Raw genomic sequence first — 21,806 nt, 5'->3', positions numbered from 1 at the left:
GGGGATTTATCCCCGCTGGAGTGCGCAGCAGTGCCTTTTTCAGGGCCGCTTCGCGCCCCAGCGGGGATAAATCCCCTCGCCACAGGTGCCAGTTCCGACATTGGATCGGTTTCAGTTTTCAGATCGTGGCCAAGGCACGCAATCTCACCGCATCGAGAATTTCGATTTCGCCGTATGCGAGCCCGATAATCCCCTGCCCCTGCAGATCTTTGAGGATCTGATTGGTGGTCTGCCGCGACAGCGACAACATTGCAGCCAATTGCTCCTGCGGCAGTTGCAGCGTCCGGCGTGGTGCGTCGAGTTCGCCGTAGCCTTCGGCAATCATCAGCAGCCGATGGGCGAGACGCGCCGGGGCTGGCAGCAGGCTCAGCTGTTCGAGATTGATGAAGGCCAGGCGCAATTTGTGGCTCATCAGCAGCGCCAGATGCCGCCAGTACTGTGGCTGTTCGTCGAGCAATTTGAGCAACGCCGCCTGGGGAATATTCAGCAAGGTACATGGCCCGACCGCATAGGCGTCATGGGTACGTGGCTGACCGTCGAACAGGCAGATTTCGCCGAACCAGTGCGGCGCCTCCACCAGACTCAGCAAGGCCTCCTTGCCCTGCTCGCTCACCGCGCCAATGCGCACGGCGCCATCGAGCACTGCATACAGACCGCACGGCGCATCGCCACGCTGGAACAGTCGTTGTCCCGCCGTCAGCCGCCGCTCCCGAGCCAGCGCCAGCAGGCTATCCTGAAAAGATGCAGGCAAATGACTGAACCACTGGCCGCTGAGCAACCGTGCACGAATTTGCATAACCACTCCTGGAGTGTCGCCTGCCCGACAGAGCGAACGCGGATCCCGAGGGATGATGCATTCAACCCCACCGGAGGAACAACAATGAAAAGCCTCGTCGACCACCTCAGTCAATACGCCGCCTACCACCGCGACCCGCGCAACATTGCCAGCCACTTTATCGGCATTCCGCTGATCGTGGTGGCGGTGGCTGTCCTGCTGTCTCGGCCGCAGTGGGAGCTGGGCGGGCTGTGGATATCTCCAGCCGTTGTGGTGGCGCTGGCCTCGGCGTGGTTTTACCTGCGTCTGGAGTTGAAGCTTGGCGTGTTGATGACGGTATTGATGGGGCTGTCGGTGTGGGCCGGGCATGCGCTGGCGCAGCAGAGCACCCTGGTCTGGCTGAGCAGCGGCCTGGCGATGTTCGTGATCGGCTGGGTGATCCAGTTTGTCGGGCATCACTATGAAGGGCGCAAACCGGCATTTGTCGATGACATCAGCGGACTGATTGTCGGGCCGTTGTTTGTCGTGGCCGAGCTGGCGTTCATGCTCGGGCTGCGGCAGGAATTGAAACAAGAGATCGAGTTGCGGGCGGGGGTGGTGCGGGTCAATCCGAATCGCGCTGCTGTCTAGATCGTATTCGCGAGCAGGCTCGCTCCCACATTTGGAATGAGTTTTCCCTGTGGGAGCGAGCCTGCTCGCGAAGCTTTTGCCTTTAAATATTGGCGACTTTCTGCCAGACCTTCGGCTTGAAGAACAGGGTTTCACCCTTGGCCAGACCGATCAGGCTGTCGTGATCCTTGACCACTTCCGCTTCGATCAGATCGGTCTGCCCCTCCACTTTCAAGGTAACCCGGGTAGTCGCGCCCAGCGGGCGGATATCGCGCACTTCAGCGGCGTGGTGATCTTCCAGCTCATGCTTGGACAACGACACTTCGTGCGGGCGGAACAGCACATGGTTGTCATCGCTCAGCAGCAAGCGGTTCGAGTCGCCGAGGAAGTGATAAACGAAGTCGCTGGCCGGGTTTTCGTAGACGTCGCCCGGTGAGCCGATCTGCTCGATCACGCCTTTGTTCATCACCACGATACGGTCGGCGACTTCCATCGCTTCTTCCTGGTCATGGGTCACGAACACCGAAGTCAGGTTGATATCTTCGTGCAGCCGCGCCAGCCAGCGCCGCAGTTCCTTGCGCACCTTGGCGTCGAGGGCGCCGAACGGTTCATCCAGCAGCAGCACTTTAGGTTCCACCGCCAACGCACGGGCCAGGGCGATACGCTGACGCTGGCCACCGGACAACTGCTCCGGGTAGCGATCCGACAACCAGTCCAGTTGCACCATGTTCAGCAGTTCGTGAACCTTGGTGGCGATCTGGCTTTCGCTCGGGCGCTGGTTTTTCGGTTTCATGCGCAGGCCGAACGCGACGTTGTCGAACACCGTCATGTGACGGAACAAGGCGTAATGCTGGAACACGAAACCAACGTTACGATCACGCACATCGTGGCCGGAAACGTCCTCGCCGTGAAAAACGATGTTGCCCTGATCCGGGGTTTCCAGACCGGCAATAATGCGCAGCAAGGTGGTTTTGCCACAGCCCGACGGGCCAAGCAGCGCGACCAGCTCACCGCTGTGGATATCCAGGCTGATGTTGTCCAGCGCCTTGAACGCGTTGAAATTCTTGCTGACGTTACGCACTTCGATCGACATGAATTATTCCTCCGCGGCGCTGGCGCGCAGGCGGTTGATACGGTTTTCGCTCCACTGCTTGAGCAGCAGGATGAAGAGCGCCAGGATCAGCAACAGGCTCGCCACGGCGAACGCGGCCACGTGGTTGTATTCGTTGTAGAGGATCTCGACGTGCAGCGGCAGGGTGTTGGTCACCCCGCGAATGTGCCCGGAAACCACCGACACCGCACCGAACTCGCCCATGGCCCGCGCGGTACACAGCACCACGCCATAAATCAGGCCCCACTTGATGTTCGGCACGGTGACGTGCCAGAACATCTGCCAGCCATTGGCACCGAGCAGACGCGCGGCCTCCTCCTCCTGAGTGCCTTGTTCCTGCATCAGCGGAATCAGTTCACGGGCCACGAACGGCACGGTGACGAAAATCGTCGCCAGCACAATGCCCGGCAGGGCGAAGACGATCTGGATGTCGTGATCCTGCAACCACGGCCCGAACAGGCCCTGCGCACCGAACATCAGCACGTAGACCAGACCGGCGATCACCGGCGACACCGAGAACGGCAGGTCGATCAGCGTGACCAGCATGCTCTTGCCACGGAACGAGTATTTGCTCACGCACCATGCCGCACTGACGCCGAATACCAGGTTCAGCGGCACCGAGATCAGCACGGCGAACACGGTGAGTTTCAATGCCGAAAGCGCGTCCGGCTCAAAGATCGCGGTGAAGAACGCGCCGAGGCCGTTTTTCAGACCTTGCGATACGACGATGAACAACGGCAGCAGCAGAAACAGGAAAAAAATCAGCCAGCCAAGACCGATCAGGATTCTGCGCGAAGTGGCGCTGCCACGGCGCGCTGCGTTGGCCGAAGAGGCGGCCGCAATGGACGATTGGGACATGTTCGCGCCTCCTTATGGGGTTTCGATGCGCCGCTGCAGCAAGTTGATCAGCAGCAACAGGATGAAGGAAACCACCAGCATCAATACGCCGATGGCGGTAGCGCCGGTGTAATCGTACTGGTCGAGTTTGACCATGATCAGCAGCGGCAGGATCTCGGTTTTCATCGGCATGTTGCCGGCAATGAAAATCACCGAACCGTACTCGCCGACGCCACGCGCGAACGCCAGCGCAAAACCGGTCAGCCAGGCGGGCAGCAAGGCCGGAACCAGAATGTGGCGAAATACCTGCCATGGCTTCGCACCCAGGCACGCCGCCGCTTCTTCGACTTCACGGGGAATATCGGCCAGCACCGGCTGCACCGTGCGCACCACGAACGGCAGCGTGACGAAGGTCAGCGCCAGGGTGATGCCCAACGGGGTGTAGGCGATTTTGAAACCGAGGTCGGCAGCGAACTGCCCGACCAGCCCGGCCGGCGCGTACAGCGCGGTCAGCGCGATACCGGCCACAGCTGTCGGCAGGGCGAACGGCAGATCGATCATCGCGTCGATCACCTTGCGTCCGGGGAAGGTGTAGCGCACCAGCACCCAGGCCAGCAGCGTGCCGATGATGCCGTTGATGATCGCCGCACACAGCGCGGTACCGAAGCTCAGCTTCAATGCAGCCAGCACCCGTGGTGCGGAGATGATCGTCCAGAACTGATCCCAGGTCAGCTGGGCGGCATGGACGAACATCGCCGCCAGCGGGATAAGCACAATCAGGCTGAGGTACACCAAGGTGTAACCCAGCGTCAGCCCGAAGCCGGGTATGACGGGGGAGATACGACGCGACATAAAAGTCCCTGGTTGAAAACGCATCAATGTGGGAGCGAGCCCTGTGGTGAGGGGATTTATCCCCTCACCACAAAAGCTCAGTCCCACATGTCATGTGCCCAGACATCAGGCCGGTTGAAGGCGAGATTACTGCGCCTGATAAATCTGGTCGAACACGCCGCCGTCGTTGAAGAATTTCGGCTGCGCGGATTTCCAGCCGCCGAAGTCCTTGTCGATGGTCACCAGTTCCAGTTTCGGGAACTGCTGGGCGTACTTGGCCGCTACGTCCTTGTCACGTGGACGATAGAAGTTTTTCGCGGCGATTTCCTGGCCGGCCGGGCTGTACAGATGCTTGAGGTAGGCTTCGGCGATCTGCGCGTTGCCCTTCTTCTCGGCATTCTTGTCGACCACCGCCACTGGCGGTTCGGCGAGGATCGACAGCGACGGCACGACGATATCGAACTTGTCTGCGCCGCCATCTTCTTTCAGCGCCAGGAACGCTTCGTTTTCCCAGGCCAGCAACACGTCGCCCTGACCGTTGTTGACGAAGGTAATGGTCGAACCACGGGCGCCGGTGTCGAGGATCGGCACGTGCTTGAACAGGGTTTGCACGTATTCCTTGGCCTTGGCTTCGTCACCGCCGTTGGCTTTCAGGCCATAGGCCCACGCGGCGAGGAAGTTCCAGCGCGCGCCACCCGAAGTTTTCGGGTTTGGCGTGATCACCGAGACATCGTTCTTGACCAGATCGCCCCAGTCCTTGATGCCTTTCGGGTTGCCCTTGCGCACCAGGAACACAATGGTCGAGGTGTACGGCGTGCTCGCCTCCGGCAGACGCTTCTGCCAGTCGGCGGGCAGGCTCTTGCCGAGCTTGGCGATTTCATCGATGTCGCCAGCCAGGGCCAGGGTCACCACGTCAGCACGCAGACCGTCGATCACCGCACGGCCCTGCTTGCCCGAACCGCCATGGGACTGCTGGATTTTCACCGTGTCGCCGGCATGATCCTGCTGCCAGAACTTGATGAATTCGGCGTTGTATTCCTGATACAGCTCGCGCGTCGGGTCATACGACACGTTGAGCAGCTCGTAATCCTTGGCAACGGCGGAACCGGCAAACACGGCACTGGCCAGCGCGGCCAAAGCATAACGGCGAATCGACGACATGGTGAAAGCTCCTGGAATTCCTGGTGGTGGCTTGTTCTTATGTATTGCTGGAATCGGGTCCCGTTGAAAGACCGCCGCCTTCGCCAGCTCCTGCACACAGCCCCCTGTAGGAGCCGCCGAAGGCTGCGATCTTTTGATTTCAGCCCGGTTGCTTACCGGGTTGCTGCAAACGGAATTTCTCTTTGCGTTCGATCTGTACGACTTGCGCGTTGTGCACAGTGATCTCCACCGCGCCGAACCGCAGATCGCGCAGGGCGCTCTGGATTTCCCGCAAGATGGTGCTTTCGTCCTGACCGTCAACGCTGCGAAGGGATGCGCTCATGGTGCTGCTCCTTTGAAGGGGGTTTGCCTGGCAGTGGGCGGCACTGCGTTCGGCGTGGGAGCAATATAAGAGAGGCATGGATATTCTTAAAAAGACTATTTAAGAATGTTTATATAACTAGAAACCATTATGAGCGAGGGCAAGGGGTTTGCGCTGATTTGAACTCGTCAAAAGAACTTGTGGCGAGGGGATTTATCCCCGTTGGACTGCGTAGCATTCCCATTTCTTGGGGCCGCTACGCGACCCAACGGGGATAAATCCCCTCACCACAAGGTCGGTGATAGCCAGATAGGTCTTTTCAGCCAGTCAATGGCGTTTTCGCCCAATCAAGCCGATCCGCAGACACCGGCCGCCCAAACCAGTAGCCCTGCCCCAGATCGCATTCCTGCGCCAACAGAAATGCCGCCTGCTCAGCCTGCTCGATCCCCTCGGCATGCACCTGCATACCCATGCTCCGCGCCAGCGCGATGATCACCCGTACAATCGCCACGTCATCCTCATCCCACGGCAACCCGGCGACGAAGCCCTGATCGATCTTGAGTTTCTGCACCGGCAGGCGCTTGAGCCGCAGCAACGACGAATAGCCGGTGCCGAAATCATCGATGGCCAGACGCACACCCAGTTCGCGCAAGCGATGCATTTGTTCCAGCGCCACTTCCGGATCATCCATCACCGCGCTTTCGGTAACTTCCAGTTCCAGATACGCCGGATCCAGCCCCGTGTCGTGCAGCACCTGCGCTACCTGCTGGAAAAGCTCACGTCGGGCAAACAGCCGCGAGGAGACATTCACCGCGACGAACGCCAGCACTACACCGCTCTGCTGCCATTGGCACATCTGTCGGCAGGCCTGCTGCATCACCCAGGCATCGATCTCGGCGATCAGCCCGGTGCGCTCGGCAATCGGAATGAATTCCGCCGGCGACACCAGCCCGCGCTGCGGATGCTGCCAGCGCACCAGTGCTTCGACGCCGACCAGACGGCCGCTTTGCAGGTCATGCACCGGTTGGTAGTAGACGCGCAGTTCCTCCTGCTCCAGTGCGCGGCGCAGCTCGAAGGCGATTTCGACCCGTTGCTGGGCATGGGCGGTCAGCTCTTCGGTATACAGCGCGTAGCCATTGCGTCCGCTGCTTTTGGCCTTGAACAGCGCGCTGTCGGCGTTGCGTAACAACTGCTCGGCGCTGAGGGCATCGCTGGGAAACAGGCTGATACCGATGCTGGCGTTGATGAACAGTTGATTGCCATCTACCAGCACCGGCTCCTTCAACGCGTCCAGAGTCCGTTGCGCCAGCGCGGCGGCCTGGGCCGGCTGTGGACAACTTTCCGCGAGCACCGCGAACTCGTCACCGCCGAGCCTTGCGAGGGTGATGCCGGGGCCGAACAGTTCCTGCAACCGCGTCGCCACCGCTTTGAGCAATCGGTCGCCGACGTTATGCCCGAGGCTGTCGTTGATCATCTTGAAATGATCCAGATCGAGCATCAGCAGCGCGCAGCCACGCTTGTGTGTCTGCGCGGAAGACAACGCCTGCTCGGCGCGGTCGCTGAACAGCAGGCGATTGGGCAGATCGGTCAACGGATCGTGATGCGCCAGGTGTTTGAGTTCGGACTCGGAATCCTTGATCGCACTGATATCGGAAAACACCGCCACGTAATGGCTGAGCCGGCCGAAATCATCGTGAATCACCCGAATGGTCTGCCACTGTGGATAAATCTCGCCGGTCTTGCGCCGGTTCCAGATCTCACCGCTCCATTCACCTTCAGCCTCGAGGGTAGCGAACATCGCCTGATAGAAGCCCGGCGGATGATGGCCGGACTTGAACAGACTGGGCTGCTGGCCGATGACCTCGTCGCGCCGATAACCGGTGATCTCGATAAAGGCGCGATTGACGTGGACGATCAGGCCCCGGTGGTCGGTAACCAGCACCCCTTCGCGAGTGCAGTCGAACACGGCGGCCGCCTGACGCAGACGCTCACGGTCGCTGTGGCGCTCGCGCAAATGCGCGCCGATGCCGAGAAACCCGCACAGCCGCGCCCGCGCGAGAAAAATCAGCCCGGCGCTGACCGCTGCCAGCAAATAACCGTTGATCAGTTGCCAATGGGTCAGCTCACGGGAGTCATCGAAGAATCTGCTTAATAAATGATCGGAAACCTGCAGCCACACGGCGGCGAGTACGAGGTAGAGCAGCGCTGCACGCAAGGCATCGCGGTAAGTCGCAGACATTCGGTCGTCCATGTCCCTACAAAAAGGTTGGAATTATAGGTGAAGAAACATTCAGCGACTTCTTATCTGAAAGGGCGACTGGTTTTATCTGTGTGCTTAGTGATAATGCAACGGCTGTTTTTATCTTTATCGAGGGCCCTATAGCCTATGTGGTACGAAGGTTTTCTTGGCTTGTCGGCCTGGTCACTGGTCGCGGTCACCCTGCTGATGACCCATGTGACGATTGTTGCCGTCACGGTCTATCTGCACCGTTACTCGGCCCACCGCTCGCTCGAGCTGAATGCGGGTCTCAAGCACTTTTTCCGTTTCTGGCTGTGGCTGACCACGGCGCAGAATACACGCGAGTGGACCGCCATCCACCGCAAACACCACGCCAAATGCGAAACCGAAGATGACCCGCACAGCCCGGTCATCAAGGGCCTGTCCACGGTGCTGCGCACCGGCGCCGAGCTGTATCGCAGCGAAGCGCAGAACCCGGAAACCCTGCGCATCTACGGCAAGAATTGCCCGGAAGACTGGATCGAACGCAACGTCTACAGCCGCTATCCGCTGCTGGGCGTGGCGATCATGGGCGTGATCGACCTGCTGCTGTTCGGCACCATCGGCATCACCATCTGGGCGATCCAGATGATGTGGATTCCGGTGTGGGCCGCTGGCGTGATCAACGGCCTCGGCCATGCCGTCGGCTACCGCAACTTCGAATGCCGTGACGCGGCAACCAATCTGGTGCCGTGGGGCATCCTGATCGGCGGCGAAGAGCTGCACAACAACCATCACACCTACCCCAACTCGGCCAAGCTGTCGGTGAAGAAGTGGGAATTCGACCTCGGCTGGGCGTGGATCAAGGTCTTCTGCTTCCTGCGCCTGGCCAAGGTGCAGCGGGTCGCACCGATTGCTCACCGCGTCGAAGGCAAGGGCAGCCTGGACATGGACACCGCCATGGCGATCCTCAACAACCGCTTCCAGATCATGGCCCAGTACCGCAAATTGGTGATCGGCCCGCTGGTCAAGCAAGAGCTGGCCAAGGTCGATCATTCGGTGCGTCACCAGTTCCACCGGGCCAAACGCCTGCTGTCGCGGGAAACCAGCCTGCTGGAAGACCGCCATCACCTGCGCATCCAGACCATGCTCGAACACAGCCAGGCGTTGAAAGTGATCTACGAGAAACGCCTGGCTTTGCAGCAGATCTGGGTCAAGACCAGTTCCAATGGCCACGACATGCTCGCCGCCATCAAGGAATGGATTCACGAGGCCGAGGCCAGTGGCATCCAGTCGTTGCGTGACTTTGCTGATCAGCTGAAAACCTACTCGCTGCGTCCTGCGACTGCCTGACCTGCAACGAGGCTGTGATCTCGAAGGTCGCAGCCTCGTTGCACACGTTCGCCTCCTTAACCCCGCCGCCCGGCGGGACTCGGTAATGGCCGGGAACTTCGCCGAAAATCCTCTATCTCAATGACACTTCGCCATCCCGGCGGGCTGTCCTGTGGCCGTTGTCGACATTGCGGCGCGCCCTTTGAGATTTGTGCCGATGGTCAACAACAACCAGAAAGACACATCCTTCACCCAATGGCCTGAGGCCGCGCAAACGCTGATGGCGCTGATGCATGCGCAGGGCGAAGTCGCGCGCCTGAGCGAGCGCGAACAATTGATCAGTTCGCTGCTGGTCAGCGTCAACGCCGTACTCTGGGCTTTCAACTGGGAAACCCGCCAGGTGCTGTACGTCAGTCCGGCCTATGAACGGATCTTCGGCCGTTCCGCCGCGTTGTTGCTGGCAGACTACAACCAATGGCGCGACAGCATTTACCCCGATGATCTGGAGTACGCCGAGCAGAGCCTCGCCGAAGTCCTGCACCGAGGTGCGGTGGAAGATCGCGAGTACCGCATCATCGCGGCCGATGGCCAGGTGCGCTGGCTCAGCGACAAATGCTTTATCAATCGCCAGGACGAGCCCGGGCAGCCGGTGATCATCGTCGGCATCGCCGAAGACATCACCGACAAAAAGCACATGGAAACCGAGCTGCAACGCTTGGCCACCACCGATGTGCTGACGCAAAGCAGCAACCGCCGCCACTTCTTCGAATGCGCCCACCGCGAGTTCGCCGAGGCGCGCCGCCAAGGCACGCCGCTGGCCTTCCTGCTGCTGGACATCGACGATTTCAAAGTGATCAACGACAGCTACGGCCACCCCGAAGGCGACAACGTTCTGCAACGGATCGCCGAATGCGGGCGCGGCTCATTGCGCCGTGGCGATCTGTTCGGGCGAATTGGCGGCGAGGAGTTCGCGGCGGTGTTCCCCGGCTGTGCGCCGGAGATGGCGGTGCAAGTGGCGGAGCGCCTGCAGCTGGAGATCCAGCGACTGCGCTTCAACCACGACGGCCAAGCATTCAGCATCACCGTAAGCCAGGGCCTGACCAACCTCACCGACGAAGACAAGAGCCTGGACAGCCTGTTCGCCCGCGCGGATGCGGCGATGTACGAGGCGAAACGGCAAGGCAAGAACCGGATCATTGCGGCCTGACCCGTATTTTGTGGCTGCCGCAATTCCTGTGACAGCGGGCTTGCCCGCGATGAGGCCTGCACCTTCAACAAAAATGTTGCCTGCGCTGGCGCCTTCGCGAGCAGGCTCGCTCCCACATTGGAATGTGGTGATCTGTCATTTGCGCATCCGCATCAACTCCGGCAGCCCGATCTTGAGCAACCGCGCCGTCCGGCTCTTCGCCAGCTCCTCGACACCTTCATGCTCGGTCAGCCGCGCCATCTGCGCGGCCATGTGCATCACCAGCGCCTCGCGACTGTAAACTCCACCACCGAGCTGGTAGGCCGAAGCAATCAACTCGCGCAACTCCAGCGGCAGACGCCAGCGGGTGCGCAATGCCGAGCCATAAGAAGCGCCAAACTTCGCCAACGCTTCACCGACCTCCTCCAACTCGTCCAGCTCGCCGCCGGCCTGCTGCCATTCCTGCAAGCAGCGCAGCAGCGCCAGATCACCGAGCCGATGCAGCATCCCGGCGCAATAGCAGCGCTCCTGATCCAGATCGAGCAGGCGCGCCAGCGTGCGGGCGTATTCCGCCGTGTGCAGTGACAGCCCCCAATAGCGCTCGGCGTAATCCGCCAGGCATGGATCGCTGAGCCGCGCGCTGCGTTTGAGCGCCAGCCCGAGAATCAGGTTCATGCTCTGCCCGGTGCCGAGTCGGTGCAGCGCCTGGGCCAGGGTTTGCACCGGCGCGCCGTAGTGTTGCGCGGCACTGTTGGCGGCTGCGATCAGCACGGCGGTAATCTGCGGATCGGTGCGCACCTCTTCTTCCAGCAGCTTGAGGTCCAGCCCCTCGGGATTGAGGCTGCGCTTGACCGCCACTTGCACGTCGGTCATCAGCGGCGCGCCATCGGCCTGCTCGCGACGCCGCTCAAGGAACACCGACAGGGTCATACCCGGCGCCAGTGCCGGCACTTCGCAAACCACCGCTTCGCCAGCGTTGAGCAGCAAGCCCTGCAAGCGCTCGGTCAGGCCTTCCATGTTCAACGGTTTGGTCAGGTACGCCGTCGGCGCCAGCGGAATCGCTTCGCGCACGCTGGCGCTGTCGTTGCGGCTGCTCATCAGAATGAACGGCAACGGCGGATTGCGTTTGCGCTGGCGGACGCTGCGCAGCACATGCAATCCGTCGATGCCAGGCAGCTCCCAATCGACGATGGCCAAGTCATAGGGCACCTCGCTGAGCAACGACATTGCCTGCTGGCCATCGGCACACAAATCCAGGCGCGCATCGCAGCGCACATTGAGCAGCACTTGTTTGAGCAGGTCACGGGACCAGGGATCGGCCTCGGCAATCAACACCCGGGGTACGGCGGGTAAATCAACGGCAGTCATGCGCGCTCTCCTTGCAATGTCTGAACCTTAGTCAATGCTGGCGATTCGATACAGCGCAAACCCGTCCGATGTGTTTCAAGGAGCGAAAAAAACCCGCCGAAGCGGGTTTTTGTCGAGCGGGTCACAGCAATGGATCAGAGTTCAGAGAAGCACTCTTCGATGATCGCCAGGCCTTTGTCCAGTTGCTCGTCTGGCGACGTCAGCGGAACCAGCACACGCAGCACGTTACCGTAAGTGCCGCAGGACAGCAGGATCAGGCCCTTGTCACGCGCCTTGGCCACCACGGCAGCCACGGCAGTCGGGTTTGGCTTGTGGCTGTCGCCGTTTTCGAACAGCTCGACCGCGATCATCGCGCCTAGCGCACGCACTTCACCGATGACCGGGTACTTGGCCTGAATCGCCTTCAAACCGGTGACCAGGCGCTCGCCGACAGCCTTGCAGCGGTCCAGCAGTTGCTCTTCTTCAAACACTTCCATGACTGCCAGCGCAGCGGCGCAAGCGATCGGGCTACCGGCGTAGGTGCCGCCCAGGCCGCCCGGAGCGATGGCGTCCATGTACTCGGCCTTGCCGCACACGCCGGCCAGCGGGAAGCCGCCAGCGATAGACTTGGCGAAAGTGGTCAGATCGGCGGCAACGCCCATCTGTTCCATGGCGAAGAAGGTGCCGGTACGGCCAGCGCCGGTCTGCACTTCGTCAGCGATCAGCAGGATGCCGTGCTGGTCGCACAGCGCACGCAGACGTTTCATGAATTCCTTCGGCGCGACGTAGAAACCGCCTTCGCCCTGCACCGGCTCGATGATGATTGCAGCGATGTCTTTCGGCTCGGCGTCGTTCTTGAAGATGCGTTCGATGGAAGCGATCGAATCGTCGATGCTCACGCCGTGCAGTTCGTTCGGGTACAACGCGCGGAAGATGCCGCCTGGCATCAGGCCCATGCCGGCCGAGTACGGCACGACTTTACCGGTCAGGCCAAGGGTCATCATGGTGCGACCGTGGTAAGCGCCGGTGAAAGCGATCACGCCAGCGCGGCCAGTGGCGGCACGGGCGATCTTCACGGCGTTTTCGACGGCTTCGGAACCGGTGGTGACCAGCAGGGTTTTCTTGGCGAAGTCACCCGGAACCTTGGCGTTGATTTTTTCGCACAGCTCAACGTACGGTTCGTAAGCCAGCACCTGGAAGCAGGTGTGGGTCAGCTTGTTCAGCTGTTCAGTCACGGCGGCGATGATTTTCGGGTGCACGTGGCCGGTGTTCAGTACAGCGATACCGCCGGCGAAGTCGATGAACTCACGACCCTCAACGTCGGTCACGGTGGCGTTCTTTGCCGACTCGGCGAAGATCGGGTGAATCTGGCCAACACCACGAGGTACGGCATTGGTGCGGCGGGCCATCAGTTCAGCGTTAGTCTTGCTCATTACAGTCCTCATTCGCCGCTCATCGGGCGGCGTGGTTCAAGGATGAAGCGGGAGAAATCGGCGGTAGCAGCATGCGATGATCGACTGCCACGGCGTTCCTGGCCGCAGAGAAAATTCCTGTTTGAAACGACGCAAAGGGACAGCGCTCTCGTGCCCTTTGCGTTTGCAGCGATCCCTTTCCCGGCTTAGATGCCCAGGCAGAGGTATTTGATTTCCAGGTAGTCTTCGATGCCGTACTTGGAGCCTTCACGGCCCAGGCCCGAAGCCTTGATGCCGCCAAACGGCGCGACTTCGTTGGAGATCAGCCCAGTGTTGACGCCGACCATGCCGTATTCCAGCGCTTCGGCGACACGGAACACACGGCCGAGGTCACGCGCGTAGAAGTAAGAAGCCAGACCGAATTCGGTGTCGTTGGACATGGCGATCACTTCGGCTTCGTCTTTGAAGCGGAACAGCGGCGCCAGCGGACCGAAGGTTTCTTCCTTGGCCACGGCCGCGTTTTTCGGCACGTTGGTCAGGATCGTCGGCTCGAAGAAGTTGCCTTCCATCGCCTTGCCGCCCGCCAGTACGGTGGCGCCTTTGCTTACGGCGTCAGCGATGTGTTCCTGAACCTTGGCCACCGCTTTTTCGTCGATCAGCGGGCCGGTGGTGGTGCCGTCTTCCAGACCGTTGCCGATCTTCAGTTTGGCCACAGCCACTTTCAGCTTCTCGGCGAACGCATCGTAGACCGCGTCCTGAATGTACAGACGGTTGGCGCAGACGCAGGTCTGGCCGTTGTTGCGGTACTTGGAAATGATCGCGCCTTCGACGGCCTTATCCAGATCGGCGTCGTCGAACACGATGAACGGCGCGTTGCCGCCCAGTTCCAGCGAGACTTTCTTGATGTCCTTGGCGCATTCGGCCATCAACTGGCGACCGATTTCGGTCGAGCCGGTGAAGGACAGTTTGCGCACGATCGGGTTGCTGGTCAGCTCGCTGCCGATGTCGCCGGCGCTGCCGGACACCACGCTGAACACGCCCGCCGGAATGCCCGCGCGCTGAGCCAGTTCGGCCAGGGCGAAAGCGGAAAATGGAGTTTGCGATGCTGGCTTGAGCACCATGGTGCAACCGGCGGCCAGTGCTGGGCCGGCCTTGCGAGTGATCATTGCTGCCGGGAAGTTCCACGGAGTGATCGCAGCGGTGACGCCGATCGGCTGCTTGATCACGATCAGGCGCTTGTCCGGCTGGTGGCCGGGAATCACATCACCGTAGATGCGCTTGGCTTCTTCGGCGAACCACTCGATGAACGATGCGGCGTAAACGATTTCGCCCTTGGCTTCGGCCAGCGGCTTGCCCTGCTCGAGGGTCATCAGGCGCGCGAGGTCGTCCTGGTTCTCGATCATCAGTTCGAACCAGCGACGCAGCTTGCCGGCACGCTCTTTGGCGGTCAGCGCACGCCAGGCCGGCAGCGCTTTGTCAGCAGCTTCAATGGCACGGCGGGTTTCAGCGGCGCCCATCTTCGGCACGGTGCCGAGGATTTCGCCGGTGGCCGGGTTGTTGACCTTGATCGTCTGACCGTTGTCGGCATCGACCCAAGCGCCATCGATGAAGGCTTGCTGGCGGAACAACTGGGTGTCTTTAAGCTGCATGTCGGCTTTCCTTAACAGCACCGCGGCCTGCGCGGAGCAAATTATGATTGTAGAAAGGCGCCTCGCAAGGCTGCCGTCAGGGAAATCAGTGAGCGGATTGTGGCGCATCAATAGTGCACGACCGGGGCGCACTTGCGCTGCAACATCCCGCCAAAGAGCGTTTGAAATCTCAAACGGATCGTAGGTTCAAAGGGGGTAAAGGACAATAGGTCGTTCGAAAAAAAGAACAAAAATGCCGCTTTTCAGATCAACGTACTGAAAACCCGTGCCGCAGGAAAAACCTTAGATCAACCCCGGCAAAGCGCCAAGCGAGGGTTTTGCAGGACGTTACCGCTTTAAGGAATGCAGCGATTTGCACCGACACGCACACTGACAAAACCCGCCAAACCCGGCATGGACGCCCCGAGCCGACCTAGGTATGATGTCGCCCGCTGCACCAGTAGCTCAGCTGGATAGAGTACTGCCCTCCGAAGGCAGGGGTCGTGGGTTCGAATCCCGCCTGGTGCACCATGAATCAAATGAGAAAGCCCCGGACTGTGATGGTCCGGGGCTTTTTTGTGAGCTATGACGAGGTCGCTGGAACGCCGTCACTCCGTCGTCCAGTCAAACTCATCATATTCATCGTCGTCATCCCCCTCCTCCTCAGCCTCGTCAAATACCTCGTCTTCTTCAACGAGGTCTTCTTCCGGCTGATTCAGCAGAAACTCCTTACGTGTCTCGGTTACTGCACGCCGCATTTGTTCGCCCTTTTCCGGGCAGTTGAGTAGCTGGGCGATGCGGTCGATTTTTGCTGCCACGGTGTCCTCCAGCGCATTGGCAATGGCTTGATAGTGCGCGTTTTCGCGGGGCAATGCCAAATGGCTGGGGATTCAGGGCAATCAGCCGCCCGGGAGCGGCCGAACCTCAGCGGTGATAACGCCGCACCGCGCTGCTGTTGCGCAGCACATGGCCTTTGATTTTCTCCATCAGCTCGGCGCGGGTCAGGCCGGCAGGCAGGGCATCCGGGGCGAGGTCGAGGGCGTAGATCTGGATGATGTAGTGGTGCGCGCTGTCGCCCACTGGCGGGCACGGCCCCATGTAATGGGTGTTGCCTTTGCTGTTGGTGCCGCCGACGCCTTCGAGGGCGGATTTGGCACCGACACCGGCCGCGATCTGGTGGGTGGTGGGTTTGATGCCGTAGTGAATCCAGTGATCCACGCCCAAGCCTTTCTGGCCATCCGGGTCGTGCATGACGATGGCGTAGCTCTGGGTACCGGCCGGGCCGGCGTTCCAGCTCAACGCCGGCGACTGGTTCTTGCCGCCGCAGCCGGGTGCGTCACTTGCCGCTGCCGAGGTGAACAGACGGTTATCCGACACGCCGGGGATGCTCAGGGTGAAGCGCTCCTGGGCCTGTGCCGGGAACTGCACGCAAAGGGTCACGGCGATGGCCGCCAGCCATGGGTTGAGTGTGGTCAATCGGGTCATTCCGGGAGCACCTTGTGCAGTGAGGCCGTCGTCGGCCCGCAAACTATAGCCGTACCGTTCGTGCCTTGGCAGTAGCAAATGGCTGAACCTCGCGCGGCGCCGCCAACTCACAAGAGAAATGCCTGCGAGGAAGCCGAACATGTCCCTGCACCGTGTCGCCCGTTTCGCCGATGTCCCGCAAGACCGTGGCCTGCAAGTCGAAATCGGCGACTGCAAGATCGTCCTGCTGCGTGCCAACGGCGAGTTGCGAGCGTTTCAGGGCCTGTGTCCACACGCCGGTGCGCCACTGGCCGAGGGTGCGTTGTGTCACGGCAGGTTGATTTGCCCTTGGCACAAAGCCGCGTACCGCGCCGAGGACGGTGGCCTGTGCGAGCCGCCGTCGCTGGACAGTCTCAAGCGCTATCCGCTGGAGTTGCGCGGCGATGAAGTCTGGGTCGATGACCAGCCGTTGCCCGATCCGCACACCCCGCCCGCTGACGACCCAAGAACGTTCGTGGTGGTCGGCGCCGGGGCGGCGGGTACGGCTTGCGCGGCGGCCCTGCGGGAGAAAGGTTTTGGCGGGCGCATCGTGTTGGTCGATGGCGAACCGGGTGCCGGATACGACCGCACGGTGTTGAGCAAATTTGTCCTCGCCGGAGAAATGTCGCCCAAAGATGTCCCGCCGCTGCGCGATGAGGCGTTCTATCAAGCGCAACGGATTGAACGTGTGCAAGGCGAAGTGACTTCACTCGACGCCCCAGGCAAAACACTGCATTTGAACAACGGCGGCATCCTGCAATACGACGCCGCTGTACTCGCCACCGGTGGCGCGCCCAATCCTTTGAAGTTGCCTGGTGCCGGGCTGGCGAACGTTTTCGTCCTGCGGTCGAAAGCCCAGGCTGAACAGATCATCAACGCCGCTCAACCGGGCCAGCGCGCGGTGATCATCGGCGACAGTTTCATCGCCCTCGAATGCGCATCGGCCCTGCGCGAGTACGGCCTCGACGTTACCGTGCTGGCACGCCACTCAGTCCCGTTTGCCAAACAATTCGGCGAGGCCGTGGGCAAAGCGATTCGCGGGTTGCACGAAGAGCACGGGGTGAAGTTCATCAGCGAACACGAGGCTACGCAGATTCTTGGCGAGGACAAGGTCGAGGGCGTGCTGCTCGACAACGGTCTGCGCCTAGCGGCGGATCTGATCCTCGCTGGCGTCGGCGTTCACCCGGCCACTGAACCTTTCGAATCATTGCCCAAGGAAGAAGACCAATCGTTGCGTGTCGACGACGGCATGCGCGTGAGCGATGGTTTATGGGCCATCGGTGATATCGCCACGTTTCCGCTGAGCGGCCAGCCAACTCGCATCGAGCATTGGCGCCTGGCCCAGCAACACGCGCGGATCGCCGCCAGCAACATGCTGGGTGACGAGGAGCATTATCTGGATGTGCCGTTTTTCTGGACGTACCACTTCGGCAAGAACTACGACTATCTCGGTCATGCGCAGGAGTGGGACGAGGTCGAGTTCAGCGGTGAGCCGGAACAGCCGCCGTTCATTGGCCTGTTTGCAAAAGACGGCATCGTCGTTGCGGCGGTGGCCTGCGACAAGCAACGCGCAATGGCGCTGCTGGCCGAGCGAATGAAGCAACCTCTGCGAATGAAAGAGGCCTGGACGCTGATCCAGGCCTGACACCGGCGCTGTACGAGGTCAGGTCAGGCGCTTCACCGGCTCGCGACTGTCGTCTTCTTCGGCATGCAGAAAGATTACCCGTGGATGCTCCAAGGGTGCCAGCGGCGCCGGTAGTGCTTGCTGCTGAAGCGGCCACAAATGCGTTTCCACATGGCTGATGTCGCCGTCCTGGTCGTTGTGAATGGTCATCACCCCCGGCGTGCGCAGTTTCTGGAAACGCTCGTCGCACAGTTTGAAACTCTTGCTCAGACCTTCATCACCAATTACCGGCGACGGCAAACGGCGCTGGGCGAAGCTGCGGCTTTTGCGTTGCTGATAACGCGCCCAGCCGATCAGGATCACCGCGTTGACCAGCGCCACCCACATATAAACCTGCAAAGTGCCCAGGGCATCGAATGCCGAATGATCGATGCGCGGGCCGCCGGTGGTTTCGATCAATGGCCATAACCCGCGTACCAGCAGGAACAGCAGGCCGACCCAGGCCATGACGGTGAGGATCACGTCGATCACCACCAGAAAGGGCCGTTGGCGAGTCCGGATAATTTTCATTTGATGACTTCCTCCTGGTCGTCGCCCAGCGGTTTGATACCCCGATCAGGACTGACCCAGCGCGCGCGTTTTTTGTGTTGGCTGAACAACACCTTGGGGAAGCTGACCAGGGTGGTCAGCAGACTGACGAGCCAGAACACCAGCGGATACCAGACCACCCAGAACATGGTCTTGCCCAGACCCGGTTCATAGCGCCGATCGATGATGATGCTGACAGCGAACTGCACCAGGCAGACGAACGCCAGCAACAGACCGGTGAAGGCCGGCGGCATCAGGTGATCGACGGCGATCGCGTCGGGCATGACCATGAACTTGCCCATGCCCCAGAAAATCACCGACAGCAGGAAAGTGAACGCCCAACCGGTGGACAGGCAGTACTCGAACAGCAGCGGCCACAGGTAGCGATGGCGGTACTGCCAGATGCCGCGAATGTTCTTGAACAGCACTTCGGCGCCGCCCTGAGCCCAGCGCAGACGCTGCTTCCACAGGCCACCGATGGTTTCCGGCATGAGGATCCAGCACAGCGCGCGCGGTTCGTAGAAGATGCTCCAGTGATCCAGTTGCAGCTTCCAGCTGATGTCGATGTCTTCGGTGATCATGTCCGGGCTCCAGTAGCCGACCCGGTTCAGCGCAGTACGGCGGAACGCGACGATCACGCCGGAGACGGTAAAGATGCGCCCGAACACCCGTTGCGTGCGTTTGATCAGACCGATGATCGAAGAGAACTCGCCGACCTGCACCCGCCCGATCAAGGTCGAACGCGTGCGGATCCGCGGGTTGCCGGTGACCGCGCCAAGACGTGCGTTATCCAGCATCGGCGCGACCAGATAAGCCGCGGTGTTCGGGGCCAGCAAGGCGTCGCCATCGATGCACACCAGATACTCGCTGCGCGCAGCGATCGCGCCCATGCGCAGAGCCACAGCCTTGCCCTGGTTTTCCGCCAGATGCAGAACCCGCAGTCGCGGATCTTCCTTGGCCAGCGCATCGAGCACAGCGGCAGTGTTGTCCTTGGAGCCGTCGTTGATCGCGATCACTTCGATGTTCGGGTAGTGCTGGGCCAGCGCCGCGTAAATGGTATCGGCGGCGTTGTCGCCTTCGTTGTAGCAAGGAATCAGGATCGAAATCAGCGGCTCGCCTTCCAGCGGCGGCGGCAGCGTGTCGTCCTGCCATGGCCAGTGGCGCTCCCAGTGCAGCCAGAAATACAGGCCGCCGGCGATCCACAACCCGGACATGAACAGCGGGTAGAAGAACACGAACGACATCAGGAACTGGCCGGTCACGAGGAAGATCAGCCCCAGCGGAACGCCAAGGACAATCGCCAGAACAAGCAGGGCTAACAGTCTATCCAGCATGTTATGGATTCCATTTGTTGGAGAGTGCAGGCCTTACGGTTTTCAGGTCTGGCAGGTTGTCGAGGAAGTTGTCCGGGTAGTAACCGAAACTGGTCGCGCCCTGGCGCTTGAGCCGGCCCATCCAGTCCGCCAGATGCACGGCATCGATATCGGCCTGATCCTTCTGGTTCCAGTCACGCGCCTGCAATTCGAACACGGTGCGGTTGAGCGCGCCGGGACGTTTCTTCACTGTGGCGACCAGTTCTTCCAGCCACGGGCCGGACTCGGCCAGCGTCTGTTTTTCCATCAACGGCATGGCCATTGGCGCCGTCCAGTCGTAGGTGGCGAGGAAGTCATCGAGGTTCTGCGCGAACCACGCTTCGCTCTCTGGATTGAGCATCGGTTCGGCGAAGATGTTGCGCGCGGTCAGCACTTGCGGGCCGCGAATCGCACGGACCTTCGCGGTCAGTTCGTTGGTGAAGTCGATCAGGTAGCGGCTCTTGAAACGCGTCCAGCGTTGCATCGCCGCCGGATCGTCGCGCAGCGCGGCAATCGAACCCGGCAGACCTTGAGCGGCATAGGCCTTCAGGGCATCCGGGCTGGCGTCTTCGAAATCCGAGAGCACCGCATCGTCGTGATAGAGAATGCCGTCGACCGAGGTCAGCCGCGCCACGTCTTCATAGATTTCACCGATGATCTTGCGCACTTCGGGGTTGAACGGTGACAGGCGTTTGTACTGCTTCGGATCGACCGAGGTGATGGCGGTTTTCGGGTCCCAGCGGGTTACACGCGGCAGTTTCGAATCCAGCTCGAAACTCAGCACCGGCATCCATGCAAAGACTTTCACATGGGCACGGGTGCGCAGTTGCCAGGCGACGCGGTCGAACAGGTCGGCGCGCATCGGCAAGTGACGGTTGGGGAAGTACAGTGAATGCACCAGACCATCGCCCTTGGGATCGGCGAAGGCTTGCAGAAACACCGTGCTGGCGCCGAGGTCAGCCATGCGCTGCACCAGTTTGCCGAGGTTGATGTCCTGCTGGGCCGGGTCCGGGTCGTAGACGTTGTCGAGATCGACATGCACCACGCGCATCGGCGCTTCGGCCTGCACCGAGACGATGCTGTTGGCGAAATGCTCGCCGTCAGGATCGGAGGCGACCAGAAAGCGCGGCCCGCTCATCAGGTTATCTAGGGTGTCGAGGCCGTCGTCCAGGGTCAGGGCCATTTCATAGCCCTCCTCACCGACCACGGTCAGCGAGGTACCGTCGGCGGTGCCGTACGGCCAGACCCAGACGCGTGGTTTGTAACCGGTGGCCTTGCGGATCTTCTCGGAAATGTTTTTCACGTCGGTGCGAATGCGCGCCTGGAAATCGGCTTCGGATTCGTAGCGTTTGGTCACCGGGTCATAACGCCGGGTCGCGGCGGCCGGCTGCAGGTTGCCCTGCGGGTTGCCAAGGATGCCTTTGTGGTTGGCATCGGTGTGAGCGGCGATCTCTACCAACCCGGACCTGGAAATTTCGCGGATCTGCTGCCAGGTCAGGAAGTTCTCACGGTTACGCGGCGTGCCGGCGAAATCCACCGGTTGATTGAGCGGCGTGTCGATCCAGGTGCCGACCGGCGCCAGCAAGGCGTGCCAGTTGTAGGCGCGCAGCACTGGCAGCACGCGGGTATAGAAGCTGGCGTAACCGTCGTCGAAACTGAGCAGCACCGCTCTCGCCGGCAGCTCCGGGCCGCCATTGCGTGCGGCCATGATCTGGTCGACCGTCACTGGTTTGTAGCCGTTCTCGCGCAGCCAGGCGAGCTGCTCGATCATGCGCTCGGTGCGCACCGCCACCACGGCCTGATCGGGATCACGGTCTTCGACATCGTGATAGGCGATGCCGAGCACGTGGTTTTTTGGCCACGGTTGTTCACTGGCCGCGACCGGGCGCTCGGAGGGCGGCGCGAAGGCCGGGGCTTGCTGGGCGCAGGCGCTGATCAGCAGCGCTCCCAGCAGAAGGATGAAACGCGAGATAAAAGGCATCTTCAAACTC

Annotated in this window: 19 protein-coding genes and 1 tRNA gene; 5 read left to right on the top strand and 15 right to left on the bottom strand. The window is 61.0% G+C overall.

Annotated features, from left to right (window positions below; translation table 11 throughout):
* Nucleotides 1-118: 118 nt before the first annotated feature.
* A complete protein-coding gene (locus tag QMX86_RS15220) occupies nt 119-796 on the bottom strand; it encodes a Crp/Fnr family transcriptional regulator (RefSeq protein ID WP_110644751.1) in 678 nt (225 codons plus the stop codon).
* Nucleotides 797-880: 84 nt separating this feature from the next.
* On the opposite strand from QMX86_RS15220, the gene QMX86_RS15215 reads away from it, so the two are divergent.
* Nucleotides 881-1,405, top strand: a complete 525-nt coding sequence (locus tag QMX86_RS15215; protein WP_122705320.1) for an Mpo1-like protein — start codon at nt 881-883, stop codon at nt 1,403-1,405.
* An 82-nt stretch (nt 1,406-1,487) separates the two neighbouring features.
* Here the strand turns inward: QMX86_RS15215 and QMX86_RS15210 are convergent, their stop codons facing one another.
* The 6 genes from QMX86_RS15210 to dibA all read right to left on the bottom strand — a co-directional run bounded on the left by QMX86_RS15210 (nt 1,488) and on the right by dibA (nt 7,864).
* The gene (locus QMX86_RS15210; RefSeq protein ID WP_056786991.1) at nt 1,488-2,477 is read right to left on the bottom strand and encodes a sulfate ABC transporter ATP-binding protein; all 990 of its coding nucleotides are present in this window, start codon (nt 2,475-2,477) and stop codon (nt 1,488-1,490) included.
* A gap of 3 nt (nt 2,478-2,480) precedes the next feature.
* Nucleotides 2,481-3,353: a sulfate ABC transporter permease subunit CysW gene (cysW, locus tag QMX86_RS15205; RefSeq protein WP_007917679.1), complete on the bottom strand. Its 873-nt coding sequence runs from the start codon at nt 3,351-3,353 to the stop codon at nt 2,481-2,483.
* Nucleotides 3,354-3,365: 12 nt separating this feature from the next.
* A complete protein-coding gene (cysT, locus tag QMX86_RS15200) occupies nt 3,366-4,184 on the bottom strand; it encodes a sulfate ABC transporter permease subunit CysT (protein ID WP_016772245.1) in 819 nt (272 codons plus the stop codon).
* Between the two features lie 126 nt (nt 4,185-4,310).
* On the bottom strand, nt 4,311-5,324 hold the full coding sequence (locus QMX86_RS15195; RefSeq protein ID WP_024011134.1) for a sulfate ABC transporter substrate-binding protein: 1,014 nt from the start codon (nt 5,322-5,324) through the stop codon (nt 4,311-4,313).
* A gap of 139 nt (nt 5,325-5,463) precedes the next feature.
* Nucleotides 5,464-5,646: a sulfur starvation response protein OscA gene (gene oscA / locus QMX86_RS15190; RefSeq protein WP_007917682.1), complete on the bottom strand. Its 183-nt coding sequence runs from the start codon at nt 5,644-5,646 to the stop codon at nt 5,464-5,466.
* 298 nt (nt 5,647-5,944) lie between these two features.
* Nucleotides 5,945-7,864, bottom strand: a complete 1,920-nt coding sequence (dibA, locus tag QMX86_RS15185; RefSeq protein ID WP_282385412.1) for a phosphodiesterase DibA — start codon at nt 7,862-7,864, stop codon at nt 5,945-5,947.
* Between the two features lie 147 nt (nt 7,865-8,011).
* On the opposite strand from dibA, the gene desA reads away from it, so the two are divergent.
* Together desA and QMX86_RS15175 are read left to right on the top strand one after the other, a co-directional pair.
* Nucleotides 8,012-9,196: a delta-9 fatty acid desaturase DesA gene (desA, locus tag QMX86_RS15180; RefSeq protein WP_122508377.1), complete on the top strand. Its 1,185-nt coding sequence runs from the start codon at nt 8,012-8,014 to the stop codon at nt 9,194-9,196.
* A gap of 196 nt (nt 9,197-9,392) precedes the next feature.
* Nucleotides 9,393-10,382, top strand: a complete 990-nt coding sequence (locus tag QMX86_RS15175) for a sensor domain-containing diguanylate cyclase (protein ID WP_282385414.1) — start codon at nt 9,393-9,395, stop codon at nt 10,380-10,382.
* Between the two features lie 135 nt (nt 10,383-10,517).
* On the opposite strand, the gene QMX86_RS15170 is transcribed toward QMX86_RS15175, so the two are convergent.
* The 3 genes from QMX86_RS15170 to gabD form a co-directional block, all read right to left on the bottom strand.
* Nucleotides 10,518-11,729, bottom strand: coding sequence for a response regulator (locus QMX86_RS15170; protein ID WP_016772250.1), 1,212 nt, complete (start codon nt 11,727-11,729; stop codon nt 10,518-10,520).
* 134 nt (nt 11,730-11,863) lie between these two features.
* Nucleotides 11,864-13,141: a 4-aminobutyrate--2-oxoglutarate transaminase gene (gene gabT / locus QMX86_RS15165; RefSeq protein ID WP_016772251.1), complete on the bottom strand. Its 1,278-nt coding sequence runs from the start codon at nt 13,139-13,141 to the stop codon at nt 11,864-11,866.
* A gap of 185 nt (nt 13,142-13,326) precedes the next feature.
* The gene (gabD, locus tag QMX86_RS15160) at nt 13,327-14,769 is read right to left on the bottom strand and encodes an NADP-dependent succinate-semialdehyde dehydrogenase (RefSeq protein ID WP_024011131.1); all 1,443 of its coding nucleotides are present in this window, start codon (nt 14,767-14,769) and stop codon (nt 13,327-13,329) included.
* A 433-nt stretch (nt 14,770-15,202) separates the two neighbouring features.
* Here gabD and QMX86_RS15155 point away from each other — a divergent pair.
* A tRNA-Arg gene (locus QMX86_RS15155) sits at nt 15,203-15,279 on the top strand.
* A 77-nt stretch (nt 15,280-15,356) separates the two neighbouring features.
* Here QMX86_RS15155 and QMX86_RS15150 read toward each other — a convergent pair.
* Nucleotides 15,357-15,626, bottom strand: coding sequence for a hypothetical protein (locus tag QMX86_RS15150; RefSeq protein WP_071174021.1), 270 nt, complete (start codon nt 15,624-15,626; stop codon nt 15,357-15,359).
* Between the two features lie 46 nt (nt 15,627-15,672).
* On the bottom strand, nt 15,673-16,233 hold the full coding sequence (locus QMX86_RS15145) for a YbhB/YbcL family Raf kinase inhibitor-like protein (RefSeq protein ID WP_071174020.1): 561 nt from the start codon (nt 16,231-16,233) through the stop codon (nt 15,673-15,675).
* A gap of 139 nt (nt 16,234-16,372) precedes the next feature.
* Between QMX86_RS15145 and QMX86_RS15140 the strand changes: the two genes are divergently transcribed.
* A complete protein-coding gene (locus QMX86_RS15140) occupies nt 16,373-17,896 on the top strand; it encodes an apoptosis inducing factor family protein (RefSeq protein WP_282385404.1) in 1,524 nt (507 codons plus the stop codon).
* A gap of 18 nt (nt 17,897-17,914) precedes the next feature.
* On the opposite strand, the gene pgaD is transcribed toward QMX86_RS15140, so the two are convergent.
* The 3 genes from pgaD to pgaB are packed head-to-tail and all read right to left on the bottom strand — an operon-like array spanning nt 17,915 to nt 21,796.
* Nucleotides 17,915-18,445 carry a poly-beta-1,6-N-acetyl-D-glucosamine biosynthesis protein PgaD gene (gene pgaD / locus QMX86_RS15135; protein ID WP_110644744.1) on the bottom strand — a complete coding sequence of 177 codons (531 nt, stop codon included), beginning with the start codon at nt 18,443-18,445 and terminating at the stop codon, nt 17,915-17,917.
* Complete coding sequence (gene pgaC / locus QMX86_RS15130) at nt 18,442-19,797, bottom strand: poly-beta-1,6-N-acetyl-D-glucosamine synthase (protein WP_282385402.1); 1,356 nt, start codon at nt 19,795-19,797, stop codon at nt 18,442-18,444. The genes pgaD and pgaC overlap by 4 nt, the downstream gene beginning before the upstream one ends.
* A 1-nt stretch (nt 19,798) precedes the next feature.
* Complete coding sequence (gene pgaB, locus QMX86_RS15125; protein WP_282385399.1) at nt 19,799-21,796, bottom strand: poly-beta-1,6-N-acetyl-D-glucosamine N-deacetylase PgaB; 1,998 nt, start codon at nt 21,794-21,796, stop codon at nt 19,799-19,801.
* Between the last annotated feature and the right edge of the window lie 10 nt (nt 21,797-21,806).

The organism is Pseudomonas sp. PS01270, from assembly GCF_029959775.1.
GTDB classification, from domain to species: domain Bacteria; phylum Pseudomonadota; class Gammaproteobacteria; order Pseudomonadales; family Pseudomonadaceae; genus Aquipseudomonas; species Aquipseudomonas atacamensis.
The sequence above is the reverse complement of the archived record's forward strand: the minus strand, read 5'-3'. Positions and strand labels throughout refer to the sequence as shown.